The sequence below is a fragment of the Variovorax sp. P1_H12_2 genome (assembly GCF_056405335.1).
Window position 1 is genome coordinate 1 of sequence record NZ_JBFUCI010000164.1, and the last position, 12,555, is coordinate 12,555.

Genomic DNA, 12,555 nt, shown 5'->3' on the forward strand with positions numbered 1-12,555 from the left:
ATGCTGAAGCGCTCGGCCAGCGCGTGGTTGCTTTGGGACGCGTCGCGCTGCAGGGCATCGAGCAATCGAAGGTCCGTGTCGTCTAGATCTTCTGATTTCATTTTTCCAATTCTATTGGAATAAAATTTCTGAAAACGAAAATAAAGAAAGTTATCGATACTACATATGAAATTTTGTCGATAAATTTCACATGAACAGGCCTACCATCGCGCATCCAATCGCAGGAGCAGTTCAATGTGTGGCATCGTCGGCGCCGTTTCCGGTCGCAATATCGTTCCCGTTCTCGTGCAGGGGCTGCAGCGCCTCGAGTACCGCGGCTATGACTCCTGCGGCGTGGCGGTCCATGCGGGCGGCCTGCAGCGCGCGCGCACCACGTCGCGCGTGGCCGACCTGCTCGCGCAGGTGCGCGACGACCGGATCGAGGGCAGCACCGGCATCGCCCACACGCGCTGGGCCACGCACGGCGYGCCGGCGGTGCACAACGCCCATCCGCATTTCAGCCACGGTCCGGGCGCCGACGCCGAAGCGGCCCGCCCCGGTCGCGTGGCGCTGGTGCACAACGGCATCATCGAGAACCACGAGGCGCTGCGCGCGGCGCTGCAGGCCAAGGGCTACGTGTTCGCGAGCCAGACCGACACCGAGGTCATCGCCCACCTGATCGACAGCCACTACGACGGCGACCTGTTCGAGGCCGTGAAGACCAGCGTGAAGCAGCTCCAGGGCGCCTATGCCATCGCGGCGATCTGTCGCGACGAGCCGCAGCGGGTGGTTGGCGCGCGTGCGGGTTCGCCGCTGATTCTCGGCGTGGGCCAGGAGGCCGGCGAGAACTTCCTCGCCAGCGACGCGATGGCGCTGGCCGGCGTGACCGACCAGATCGTCTATCTCGAGGAAGGCGACGTGGTCGATATCCAGCTGGGCAAGTACTGGATCGCCGACCGCGACCACAAGCCCGCGACCCGCACGGTTCGCACCGTGCAGGCCCACAGCGGCGCCGCCGAGCTCGGCCCCTATCGCCACTACATGCAGAAGGAAATCTTCGAGCAGCCGCGCGCGATCGCCGACACGCTCGAAGGCGTGGAAGGCATCGTGCCCGAGCTGTTCGACGGTGCCGGCGTGGATGGCGCGCCCGGCGCGGCCGCCTGGCGCGTGTTCAAGGAAATCGACCGCGTGCTGATCCTGGCCTGCGGCACCAGCTACTACAGCGGCTGCACCGCCAAGTACTGGCTCGAGGGCATCGCGAGGATCCCGACCCAGGTCGAGATCGCGAGCGAATACCGCTACCGCGACTCGGTGCCCGATCCGAAGACCCTGGTCGTGACCATCAGCCAGTCGGGCGAGACCGCCGACACGCTGGCGGCGCTGCGGCACGCGCGCTCGCTGGGGATGGAGCAGACCCTCACCATCTGCAACGTCGCCACCAGCGCCATGGTGCGCGAGTGCAAGCTGGCCTACATCACGCGCGCCGGCGTCGAGATCGGCGTGGCCTCGACCAAGGCCTTCACGACGCAGCTCGCCGGGCTCTTCCTGCTCACGCTGGCGCTGGCGCAGGCGCAGGAGCGCCTGAGCGCAGCGGACGAGGCGCGCTACCTGAAGGAAATGCGGCACCTGCCGGTGGCGCTGCAGTCGGTGCTGGCGCTGGAGCCGCAGATCATCAGCTGGGCGGAGGACTTCGCGCGCAAGGAGAACGCGCTCTTCCTCGGCCGCGGCCTGCACTATCCGATCGCGCTCGAAGGCGCTCTCAAGCTCAAGGAAGTAACCTACATCCATGCCGAGGCCTATGCGGCCGGCGAACTCAAGCACGGCCCGCTGGCGCTCGTGACCAGCGAAATGCCGGTCGTGACCGTGGCGCCCAACGACGCGCTGCTCGAGAAGCTCAAGAGCAACCTGCAGGAAGTGCGGGCGCGCGGCGGGGTGCTGTATGTGCTGGCCGACGGCGACACGCTGATCGAGAGCAGCGAAGGCATTCACGTGATCCGCATGCCGGGGCACTACGGCGCGCTGTCGCCGCTGCTGCACGTGGTGCCGCTGCAACTGCTCGCCTATCACACGGCGTGCGCGCGTGGGACCGACGTGGACAAGCCTCGGAATCTGGCGAAGAGTGTGACGGTGGAGTAGGGCGCGGCGGGTCGGATGCCACGCGCCCAAAGCGGTCAAAGCGCCCCGGTCAGCCGCGTCACAGGTCAGTGCGTTTGCTGTATCGGTGGCGGGAACCACTGTCCACCCAGGACATCGGGCTTGGCGACATACATCCGGAAGTTCAGAGAATAGTCCTTGCCCGCTGGGGTCGGAAGCCAGTTGCTTGAAGGCACGCCCTTCGGCTGCGTCGGCGCCAGCCAGATGCTGGTCGTCCCGTCGGCACTCGGCTTGATGTGCGATACGTTGTTGATGCTGTAGCGGTTGAGGGCGTTGGGAGCCACCCGATAGTCCGGAGTCGTGTAGAGCGTGACCGACCAAAAGCCATGGACCTGAGAGTCCGGCAGCCCGCCCTTCGGGAAGCGGATTTCATAAGTCTTGCTTCCACTCAGCGGCTGCTTGTCGCTGTCGGTCAGCCCGATGAAATAGATCGCTTCATTGGCAGTGTTTCCCCACAGCCCGCCGTAGTTGATGACATCCCGGGCGGCCACGTCGTCGCCGAACTTTCCGACGACGTAAGCCACCGACCAGCCACCTTTTTGCGTGCCGAATCCCTTGGCGCGCGCGAGGAAGGCCGGAATGGCCTGGCTCTTCACCACGGCGTCGACGCGGTCCCGGGCTGTCTGGCCTGTCTGTATGTACGTGGCCACCCTGTGCGCTGTCGCCTGGTACTGCGGCCCCTTGGGCATCGGGTCAGGGTAGCTTGCCAGCACGCTGGAGAGGTTGTCGAATATCGCGACGCCGATGGGTGCCTGTGGCGTGAATTGCGGCACGGGCAGCGGCGGCTCGATGACGATTCCGTCCGACACGTCCAGCGTGAACTGTTTCTGAAGGCGTTGCGCCTCCGCGGGCTTGCCCCGAAGCTCCACGCGCGCAAGCAGCTTGGCCTTGCGGGCCGGGAGCTCGACGCGGACAGCGCCCTCGGGGATGGGCGGATGGGTCCCCTTCAAGACCAGTGCGAACTTGCCGTACGGATGCTGCGGGTAGGTGCGCTGGTTGATGTTGGCGATGACCTCGCCCCATCCGTCGACCAGCTGCGCCGTGTAGTACCGCCCCGTCACCTTGGGGACGTTGAGAATGACCGCATGGGTCTCGTCAACCGCAATCCACGACTCCAGATACGCGACATCCATGTTCGGATTCACGAACTCCGCGGAGCCGAGAGGGTTGTACTTGATGCGGTTGTAGCCGACCTTGTCGACGTTGATGTCGCGGTTCTCCTGCTGAAGAACAAGGTAACGRCCATAGAGGTACGACCAGGCGTCAACGATGTCCAGGTCGGAAACCTGGCTGACGGCGGCAGGCGCGGCCGTCGTGATGGACGCCTCCGGGGCCTTGGCCGACTGACAACCGGCCAAGCTCGCCGCGACCATGACGACGAGTGAGGGTACGGCCTTGATGCGATGCTTGTAGTGCATGAATTCCTTCGATAGTCGCGGCATGCAGGCGATGCCTGTGGCTCTGGTCCGCATGCTCATTGCACCTTGCTGACCGACGGCGGCGTCCATGCACCCGAGAGCACCTGTTCCTGCGGCCAGTACGTCCGGATGTAGAGCGAGAAGTCCTCGCCCTTCGGCGCGGGCAACCAGTTGCTCTCCTTGTCTGCGCCCGGCGAATCGGATTGCACGTAAAGCGTCAATGAGCCGTCCGCATTCGGCTTGAGGTTCTTGTTCTTGGTGCCGAGCGAGTAGCGCTTGAGCGCGTTGTCGGCAAAGAAGTGGTGCTGGTTGTAGAGCGTCAGCGACCAGAAGCCGTGCACCGGCGGCAAGGCGCCTTTCGGGAAGGTCACCGCGTACTTGTTGGCCCCGTTCAGCCTCGCGCCCTCTGCGTCCAGATCCTGGTAGAAGTACTTGGTCTCGTTGACCTTGTTGATGAAGATGTTCGACTTGGCGGCCGCCGTGCGCGTGAAGTAGTCGCTGCCGAACTGCGCGCCGTTGTTCACGGTGCTCCAGTTCGCGGGCAACTGCAGGCCGTAGTTGCGAAACTGGAACAGCGGGTCGACGACCTGCTTGTCGGCGTCGGCCGCGGCCTTCACCAGCACTTCCTTCACGCGCGGGTCGGCCGCGCCGGCTGCGACCAGGGCGCTGGCGCGGGCGTAGATGGCCTCTTCGCCGGGCAGCGGCTTGGCATCCTTGAGGATGGCGCCGAGGGTGTCCCAGAATTTGTCGGGCACGACCCATTTGGTCTCGGTGTCGCCGCCGGCCTCCGCGGGGAACCTCGGCGACTTTGCCCAGTCGCGCAGCTGCGTCTTGCCGGTGTACTCGGAGAGCGGATAGGCATTGACCCCGGACAACGCCGTCTGCACGTCTTTCTTGTCCTGCGGCGTGTCGTCCTGGTACACGCGCGGAATGAGAACGCCGGTGTTGCTCTTGGCCCGGAACACCTTGGTGATGCCCTTGGGCACCGTGCCCTTCCAGTCCGGCCCGACCAGCAGGTAGAAGCCGGGCTTCGTTCCGTACATCTTCCCGAAGTCGGCAAAACCGTCCGTGCGAAGGTCCACGGCCTGGTAGACCCAGAACCGGCTGCCGAATTCGGGGACCTGCACGACGACCGGACTCTGGTCCAACGCCAACAGCATGAATCCATAGACGACGTCCTGATTGGGGCAGGCCACCTGTCGCTCGTCAGGCGTGATGTAGTCGCTCAGCATCGAGAGCTGATTGGGTGGTCCGACCGGGACGGTCCCGCCCATCAGTCCGGCGTGCGGCAGGTCCTTGAACTTGATGCGCCGGTTGTAGATGTTCGTCATCGGCCAGGCCCAGAAATAGACGTCCTTGGCCGCCATCTCGAGGTAGCTGTCGGGCATCTTCACGAGGGCTGTCGCCTGGCTGGCCGATGCGGCATCCGCGGCGGGCGCGGCCAGGGGCACGACCAGCAGCGAGGCTGCCAGCGCGGGCAGCGCCAGGTTGAACGGGGACAGGACACTACGAAATCTCACGGTTTGCTCCACTGGGCGCGATGTCAATCGGTGCAGCGTAGCGCAGATTCGGAGGCCGGCCGAACACCCTGAGGGGCATGTTCGGTTGCCCGTTCGGGCAGTAGGTCCCCCACCCCCACCCCCCACCCGCACGCGCCTGCGCTACGCGGATGGCCGGGGGGCGAGGCACGCTGTTCGCAGCAAGGCGAGTCGAAGAGAGGCGCCTGAGCGTGGGCCCGCAAACTTAACGACGCCGCAGCCGCGAATGCCTCAGATCCACGCCTGCACCCACTTGAGGCCGAACGCGCCGGGCGCCAGGATGCCYGTCGCCCACACGATCGCTGATGAGACGTTGGCGAGCTGAAAGGTCAGCGCCGGCATTTCGCAGATGCCCGCCGCCAACGGCACGGATGCGCGCAAGGGGCCGAAGAAGYGCCCGAAGAAGACGCCGGCCGTTCCCCATCGCTCGAAGAACCTGTGACCGCGCGGGATCAGGTCGGGATGGCGAGACAGGGGCCAATAGTGGCCGGCGTTGCCCTTCAGCCGTCCGCCTATCCAGAAGGACAGCCAGTCTCCCAGGAAGGCCCCGACGACCGCGGCGCACCAGAGCGGCCAGAACGCAATGCCGCTCCCGCCGATGAGAAAGCCGACCCCCAGCAAGATCACGGTGGCGGGCAGCAGCAGCGAAATGAACGCCAGGGACTCGCCGAACGCGAGGGCCAGCACGATGGGAACGCCCCAGGCCTCGTGGTCCTGGATGACTTCGATCGTCGCTCGAGTGATGTCGTCAAGAGTCATTGGAGAATTTGCGAGTTCTGAGTCTGGCCGGGAATGGAAGGACTTCGCGGAAGCGCGAATTGCCAGCGATTCGGCAGGCTTCGACTCACCGGCCGAGCGCCGAGAGTCTCCCACGAAGGCGCCGCCCTCCCAGCGTCCTCAGTCGTCGGCTGGTGCCTGCGCGTCGGCTCCACCGGCAGCGAAGTACGGCAGCGGGTTGACCGCGCTGCCGTTCCTTCGCAGCTCGAAGTGCAGCTTGACCGAATCGGTCTCCGTGTTCCCCATGCGGGCGATGACCTGGCCGCGCTTGACGGTCTGTCCTTCCTTCACGAGCAGTTCGCTGTTGTGCGCGTAGGCCGACATGTAGGTGGCGTCGTGCTTGACCATGACCAGCCGGCCGTAGCCGCGCAGCGTGGCCGCCGAGAAGACCACCTTGCCGTCGCCGGCGGCGCGCACGGGATCGCCCTTCGATCCGCCGAAGTCCACGCCCTTGTTCGTCCCGCCGTCGTAGCGCGCCACGACGGCGCCGTTCACGGGCCGAAGAAAAGTCCGGTCAACCTTGGCCGCGGCTACCGCTTTGTCGGACCCGGCGCGTGGGGCGGCCTTCTTCGGCTTGGATGACTTGGACGATTTGGAGGCCTTGGCGGTGCGCGTCGCCTGCTGCGTCGAGGGCTCGGAACGGGTGCCCGGACGCGCCGTCGAGGCGGCGGCCGCTGGCGCTTCGCTCTTCGGCGGCGGCGATGGCTTCGTTGCGCAGCCGATGAGCACGGTGCACGCCATCGCGCAGGCGAGGCCCGACGCGGCACGGCCGAGGCTTGTCTTGTACTGACCTGTCATGCGTCGACTGTAAGGCAGCGCCCACACGCAGCGACGGTGCCGGGGCTCAGACCAGGTGCGACGCCAGCAGCTCGCGCACCCGCGTCACCAGCTCGGGTTCGCCGCGCCGCGCCGGCAGGAACTGGAAGGCCACCCGCGGCAGCGCCGGCAGTCCATGCGGGGGCGGCAGCCGGGCCACGCCGGCGCACAGCGCCGATTCGTTGAGGCAGGCCACGCCCAGCCCGGCCGCAAGAGCCGATTGCAGGCCCGCCACGCCGGACGCGACGTGGGCGACCGCGTACGGCACGCGCCGCTCGCGCAGCAGGCGGATCGTGAACTGGTGCAGCGAGCAGCTCTCGGGCAGCACCAGCAGCCGCACCGGCTCGCCGCGCACGATGCGCCGGCCTTCGGCGCCGACCCAGGCGAGCGGTTCGCGGCGCAGAGGCGAAGCCGGCGCCGGGGCGCCGGCCCGGGTGGAGGGTGGGTTGATCCGCATCGCCAGGCCGATGTCGATGTCGCCGCGCCCGTGGGCCGCCTCCATGGCGCTGCCCTGCAGGATGCTCACGTGCAGGCGAAGCTGCGGATAGCTTTCGCCGAGCCGGCTCAGCAGCCGGCTCAACTCGCCGGGCCTGAAGTAGTCCGTGACCGCGAGCCTCAGCTCGCCCTGCAATGTCTCGCCGTGCAGGTCGCGCAGGGCCTCGTCGCTCGCGGCGAGCAGGTGTCGCGCATGGCCGAGCAGGCGCAAGCCCGCGGGCGTCGGTGTCACGCCGGCCTTGCTGCGGTTCAGCAGCGAGTGGCCGACCCGTTCCTCGAGCTTGCGCATCTGCTCGCTGACGGCGGACTGCGAGAGGAAGACCGTCGGTGCGGCCGCGGTGAGGCTGCCTGCATCGGCCACCGCGACCAGGGTCCTCAATTGCTCGAGATCGAGTGGCTGCATGGAAATATCCATTCAAAAAACAGATGATATGCATCATATCTTCCTGCTATTCAGATGGAATCCCGGTTCCGACAATGAGGCTTCATTCATTGAAGGAGGCCACGCACCATGCCCCACATCGTCATTTATCTGTCCGGCCAGCCCGATCAAAAGCTGACTCGCAAGGTCGTCAACAAGGTGGCCGAGCTGACCCAGTCCGTGCTCGACAAGAAGCTGCCCGTGATCGCGATCACGGTGCAGTACATCCCGGCCGACACCTGGTTCATCGGCGGCCGGTCGCTCGCGGAGCTGGGCCAGTCGGCCTTTCATCTCGACATCAGCATCACCGACGAGACCAACACCAAGGCCGAGAAGGCGCGCTACCTGCGCGAGATCCACGCCGCGATGGCCGAGCTCCGGGACAACCTTCACGAGGTGTCGTACGTGCACCTGATCGACGCCCGTGCCGCCGCCTATGGGTACGGCGGCAAGAGCCAGGAATTCCGTCACCAGCAGGCAGGGGTCTGAGTGCCCGCTAAGCAATGACCGCGTACGCGACGATCTCGATCTTCATGCCCGGCACCACGAGCCCCGAGACGCCCATGCTCGAGCGGCTCGGGTAGGGCGCGGCGAAGAACTCGCGGTACACGCCGTCGATCCGGGGCATGTCCTTCACGTCGGTCATGTAGATCAGCACCTGGGTGACGTCGTCGAGGCCGCCGCCGGCCGCTTCCACGGCGCGCCGCAGGTTGGCGAAGGTCAGGCGCGCCTGGTCCTCGATGCGGCCGGTGTCGATGCTGCCATCGGCGCGCACCGGCCCGTGGGCCGTGAACAGCAGGCCCGAGGCCTTCACCGCCCACGAGAAGGGCTGCGCGAGCGGCGGCAGGCCGGTGTCGACGATCTGCTTCATGACAGGACGGCCGCCATCGACGCCGCCACGTGGTCCACGTTGCCGGTGGTCAGTCCGGACAGGCACATCCGGCCCGAGCGCACCAGGTAGACCGCGTGTTCGTCGCGCAGTTGCCCGACCTGCGCCTCGCTCAGGCCGGTGTAGCTGAACATGCCGCGCTGCGTGACCAGGTAGCCGAAGTCGCGCCGTCCCTGGAACTTCTCGTCGAGCACCGCGAGCAGGCGTTCGCGCATGGCGCGGATGCGCTTGCGCATCGCGGCCGTCTCCTCGGTCCAGAGCGCGAACAGCGCGGGGTCGTTCAGCACGCGGGCGATCACGCGCGCGCCGTGCGTGGGCGGCGTCGAGTAGTTGCGGCGCACGGTCGCCTTCAACTGGCCCAGCACGGTCTCGGCCGCCGCGCGGTCGTTGCAGACCACGCTGAGGCCGCCGCAGCGCTCGCCGTACATCGAGAAGTTCTTCGAGAACGAATTGGCGGCGAAGAACTGGATGCCGGCCTCCGCCAGCGCGCGCAGCGCGAAGGCGTCCTCGTCGAGGCCGTCGCCAAAGCCCTGGTAGGCGATGTCGACGAAGGGGATCAGTTCGCGTTCGCGCAGCACCGGGATCAGCGCTTCCCACTGCGCCTGCGAGAGGTCGACGCCGGTCGGGTTGTGGCAGCTCGCGTGCAGCAGCACGATGCTGTGGCGCGGCAGCGCGTCGAGGCTGGCCAGCATCCGGTCGAAGCAGAGGCCGCCGCTGGCCGGGTCGTAGTACGGATAGGTGCGGACTGCGAGCCCGGCGCCTTCGAAGATGGCCCGGTGGTTGTCCCAGGTCGGGTCGCTGATCCAGAGGCCGGACGCGGGAAAGTAGCGGCGCAGGAAGTCGGCGCCGACCTTGAGGCCGCCGGAGCCGCCGGGGGTCTGAAGCGTGGCGATTCGGCCGCTGGTCACGGCCTCGTGCCCGGCGCCGAAGAGCAGGCGCTGGACCGCGCAGCGGTAGTCGGCCATGCCCTCGATCGGCAGGTAGGGGCGCGGGCTGATCTCCTGCAGCAGCGCGGTCTCGGCCTGCCGCACCGAGGGCAGCACGGGCAGGCGCCCTTCGTCGTCGAAATAGACCCCGATGCTCAGGCTGACCTTGTGCGGGCGCGGGTCGGTCTGGAAGGCCTCCATCAACGACAGGATGGGGTCGCCCTCGTAGGGCGGGACATGGCTGAACAGCGACGACGAAGAGGCGGGCATGGGAGTTTCCTGAAGAGGCGTGGGGGAACCCCGAATTCTTCATATGGAGGAGTGTCATGCCAAGCTCATTCTTGAGGGCACATAATTTTGTCTACTTTTTATAATTTGGAGGTTCATTTATGCGCATCGAGTCCGACGACGCCGACCGGCGGCTGCTCGCGGCCCTGCAGCAGAACGCACGGCTGACCACCAGCGAGCTGGCGCAGATGACGGGCTTGTCGCAGTCGCCGTGCTGGCGCCGCATCAAGCGCATGGAGGAGTCGGGGCTGATCGACGGCTACCACGCGCGCCTCAATCGCCGAGCGCTCGGCTACGGCGTGGTGGCCTTCGTGAGCATCAGCATCGACTTCCAGAACGAGTCGCGCTCGACCGAGTTCGTCGAGGCGGTGCTGGCGATCCCGCAGGTCGTGATGTTCCACGGCATCACGGGCACAGCGGACTTCCTGCTGATGGTGGTCGCCGAGGACCTGGACGCTTACTCGAACCTGTTGACGAACAAGCTGCACCGCCTGCCGGGCGTCCGCCAGGTGCAAAGCAGCTTCTCGCTGCAGGAATTCCGGCGCTTCGACGATTTGCCGATTCCCGCACCCGAGTCAGCCTAGTTTTCGCGGCAAATCACAGCGTCGGAACCCTGTCTAGTTCGGCAATCATTTGCATAAGGGCGAGACCCCTCAATTGCAGGTATCCGCCAAATTGTCAATATGCAATTGTTCTGTTCGTTTGAATTGCTCATGCAGAAGAGGCCGTGTTTAATGCCCAAAAAAGGGGCAAAGGGCCTTGGGAGAAGAGTGAATGAGCCGAAGCAGGAGGCTGGAGGGAGCAGGCAAAAGCGCGCTGCGCGTGTTGATGGGCACGATGGCGCTGCTGGGCGCCGCCGTGGCGTTTGCGGCCGAGCCGGATCCGGCACGCGCCCGCGAGATCGTTCAGGCCGCCGAGACCCAGGCGCCCGACACCGTCGCCGCGCACCTGGAACTCGGCCGCGCCTATTTCGTGCTCGGGCAGTACGCGGAAGCCAAGATCGAGTTCGAAACGGTGTTGCGCTTCGACAACTTGCCGCAGGACCTCTTGAGCCAGGTCGAGATCTACAACCAGGCAGCGCATCAGGCGCTGGACGAGAAACGCGCACTCACGGGTTTCGGCTATGCCGAGACCGGCGTCGGGCGCTACCGTGTCAACTCGACGCGCGGCACCGACGCGCTCGGCGGCGGAGATCGCCGCGACACCTTCTACAACGCCCGCGTGGGCGGYGGCCTCAACTACGCGCTGCAGAACGGCTATGCGATCGATGGCAGCCTCGACTATCGATTCCGCTACTACGACAACCCGGACAGCCGGGACGACTCCGACCTGCGCTGGCGCCTGGCGGGCAGCCGCTCCTTCGGCGAGAGCAATCTGGCGGTCGGAGTCAGGGGGCGCACCAGCTATCGCGGCGATGGCGACTACCGCAATGATGCCGGGCTCTTCACGGATTACCGCTACCGGATCGACCCCGACAACCAGCTCACGCTGGGCGCCGAGTACCGCCGGCGCCGATATCCCGAAGGCCGCTTGCGCGATCGAAACCGCACCAGTGCGGACGCCTCGGCCGGGTGGGTTCACTCGCTGCTGGACGGCAGCGGCAGCCTGACGGTCACGGCGCACGGCGGTCAGCACTTCGCGACCGACCGGCCGGACGGCAACTCCAGCTTCTACGGCGCCACGGCCGCGTTGGACTTCACGATCAACAACAAGCTGGGCTGGGGCACCTTCGCCTGGTGGGAGCGCGACGCCTACAACGTCGACCGGGTGCATTTCCATCCGGACACGCTCGACAACAGCGTCGTGCTGCGGCGCAAGGACAACCTCTACGAGGTGGGTGCCTATCTGGTCTGGGAGTTCGCGCCGAGCTGGACGCTTCGGCCCGAGATCCTGTGGATCCGCGATCAGAGCAACTCGGTCGGCTTCAATTACAGCGCGACCGAGTTCTGGCTCAACGTCCGAAAGGGCTTCTGATTTGCCAATGTTCGACCTGGATTTGTGCGCCTTGACAAACTCTATAAGCGCATTGATCCTAGTTCCAGCTTGCAATCTCAAGCGCACCTCATCGCAAGATGGTCGGTTTGTTTTGTCACGGAGACGACATTTAATGGGCGCCAACCATCGGGCGGCTCGTTCAATTCGTGTGAAAAACAGAAGACGCGTCGAATCGATCGAAAAGAAATAACAAGGAGTAGGTATGGCTTCGACCGAGCAAAAGATGTCACGCATGCAGCTCACCGCGATGGTGGTGGGCGGCATGGTGGGGGCGGGGATCTTTTCCCTCCCGCGGACCTTCGCCAACGCGACCGGGCCGCTGGGCGCCGTCATCGCATGGCTCATCGCGGGCACCGGCATGTACATGCTGGCGCGGGTGTTCCAGTCCCTCGCCGAGCGCAAGCCCAACCTCGACGCCGGCGTCTTCGCCTATGCCAAGGCCGGCTTCGGCGACTATCCGGGCTTCCTGTCGGCCTTCGGCTACTGGATCGGCAGCTGCATCGGCAACGTCTCCTACTGGGTGCTGATCAAGTCCACGCTCGGCGCCTTCTTCCCGGTGTTCGGTGACGGCAACACCGTGATGGCGATCGGGGTCGCGTCGATCGGCATCTGGCTGTTCCACTTCATGATCCTGCGCGGCGTGCAGCAGGCCGCCTTCATCAACAGCATCGTCACGGTGGCCAAGATCATCCCGATCCTGGTGTTCATCGTGATCCTGATCTTCGCCTTCAAGATGGACCTGTTCAGCGCCAACCTGTACGGGGGCGGCCTGGAGGGCGGGATCTTCGAGCAGGTGCGGGCCACCATGCTGGTGACGGTGTTCGTCTTCCTCGGCATCGAGGGCGCGAGCGTCTATTCG

14 protein-coding genes are annotated in these 12,555 nt (G+C 65.8%); 6 read left to right on the forward strand and 8 right to left on the reverse strand.

What is annotated here, in order from left to right; genetic code table 11:
* Window positions 1–101, reverse strand: a 101-nt coding sequence (locus AC1D2K_RS17425) for an AsnC family transcriptional regulator (RefSeq protein ID WP_478090103.1), incomplete at its 3' end; no start/stop codon positions are given.
* Window positions 102–234: 133 nt separating this feature from the next.
* On the opposite strand from AC1D2K_RS17425, the gene glmS reads away from it, so the two are divergent.
* Entirely contained in the window at window positions 235–2,115 is a 1,881-nt protein-coding gene (glmS, locus tag AC1D2K_RS17430) for a glutamine--fructose-6-phosphate transaminase (isomerizing) (RefSeq protein WP_478090091.1), read from the forward strand.
* A gap of 65 nt (window positions 2,116–2,180) precedes the next feature.
* On the opposite strand, the gene AC1D2K_RS17435 is transcribed toward glmS, so the two are convergent.
* From AC1D2K_RS17435 to AC1D2K_RS17450, 4 genes are all read right to left on the reverse strand, one after another.
* Window positions 2,181–3,641, reverse strand: coding sequence for a DUF1214 domain-containing protein (locus AC1D2K_RS17435; RefSeq protein WP_478090092.1), 1,461 nt, complete (start codon window positions 3,639–3,641; stop codon window positions 2,181–2,183).
* On the reverse strand, window positions 3,608–5,071 hold the full coding sequence (locus AC1D2K_RS17440; RefSeq protein ID WP_478090093.1) for a DUF1254 domain-containing protein: 1,464 nt from the start codon (window positions 5,069–5,071) through the stop codon (window positions 3,608–3,610). The genes AC1D2K_RS17435 and AC1D2K_RS17440 overlap by 34 nt, the downstream gene beginning before the upstream one ends.
* Before the next feature lie 249 nt (window positions 5,072–5,320).
* Complete coding sequence (locus AC1D2K_RS17445; RefSeq protein ID WP_478090094.1) at window positions 5,321–5,848, reverse strand: DedA family protein; 528 nt, start codon at window positions 5,846–5,848, stop codon at window positions 5,321–5,323.
* Window positions 5,849–5,986: 138 nt separating this feature from the next.
* A complete protein-coding gene (locus AC1D2K_RS17450) occupies window positions 5,987–6,361 on the reverse strand; it encodes a murein hydrolase activator EnvC family protein (RefSeq protein WP_478090095.1) in 375 nt (124 codons plus the stop codon).
* A gap of 88 nt (window positions 6,362–6,449) precedes the next feature.
* Here AC1D2K_RS17450 and AC1D2K_RS17455 point away from each other — a divergent pair, with 88 nt between their 5' ends.
* Window positions 6,450–6,656, forward strand: a complete 207-nt coding sequence (locus AC1D2K_RS17455; RefSeq protein WP_478090096.1) for a hypothetical protein — start codon at window positions 6,450–6,452, stop codon at window positions 6,654–6,656.
* Window positions 6,657–6,710: 54 nt separating this feature from the next.
* Here the strand turns inward: AC1D2K_RS17455 and AC1D2K_RS17460 are convergent, their stop codons facing one another.
* Window positions 6,711–7,580: a LysR substrate-binding domain-containing protein gene (locus AC1D2K_RS17460; RefSeq protein ID WP_478090097.1), complete on the reverse strand. Its 870-nt coding sequence runs from the start codon at window positions 7,578–7,580 to the stop codon at window positions 6,711–6,713.
* 108 nt (window positions 7,581–7,688) lie between these two features.
* Between AC1D2K_RS17460 and AC1D2K_RS17465 the strand changes: the two genes are divergently transcribed.
* Window positions 7,689–8,087: a tautomerase family protein gene (locus tag AC1D2K_RS17465; RefSeq protein WP_478090098.1), complete on the forward strand. Its 399-nt coding sequence runs from the start codon at window positions 7,689–7,691 to the stop codon at window positions 8,085–8,087.
* A gap of 7 nt (window positions 8,088–8,094) precedes the next feature.
* Here AC1D2K_RS17465 and AC1D2K_RS17470 read toward each other — a convergent pair whose 3' ends face one another.
* Window positions 8,095–8,469 (reverse strand): RidA family protein, encoded by a 375-nt coding sequence (locus tag AC1D2K_RS17470; protein WP_478090099.1) that lies wholly within the window; start codon window positions 8,467–8,469, stop codon window positions 8,095–8,097.
* Window positions 8,466–9,662 carry an amino acid aminotransferase gene (locus tag AC1D2K_RS17475; protein WP_478090104.1) on the reverse strand — a complete coding sequence of 399 codons (1,197 nt, stop codon included), beginning with the start codon at window positions 9,660–9,662 and terminating at the stop codon, window positions 8,466–8,468. Before AC1D2K_RS17475 ends, AC1D2K_RS17470 begins: the two co-directional genes overlap by 4 nt.
* 140 nt (window positions 9,663–9,802) lie before the next feature.
* Here AC1D2K_RS17475 and AC1D2K_RS17480 point away from each other — a divergent pair, with 140 nt between their 5' ends.
* The 3 genes from AC1D2K_RS17480 to AC1D2K_RS17490 all read left to right on the forward strand — a co-directional run.
* A complete protein-coding gene (locus AC1D2K_RS17480; RefSeq protein ID WP_478090100.1) occupies window positions 9,803–10,285 on the forward strand; it encodes an Lrp/AsnC family transcriptional regulator in 483 nt (160 codons plus the stop codon).
* A 190-nt stretch (window positions 10,286–10,475) separates the two neighbouring features.
* A complete protein-coding gene (locus AC1D2K_RS17485) occupies window positions 10,476–11,675 on the forward strand; it encodes a tetratricopeptide repeat protein (RefSeq protein WP_478090101.1) in 1,200 nt (399 codons plus the stop codon).
* Between the two features lie 223 nt (window positions 11,676–11,898).
* A partial coding sequence (locus AC1D2K_RS17490; RefSeq protein ID WP_478090102.1) for an amino acid permease occupies window positions 11,899–12,555 on the forward strand: 657 nt, incomplete at its 3' end.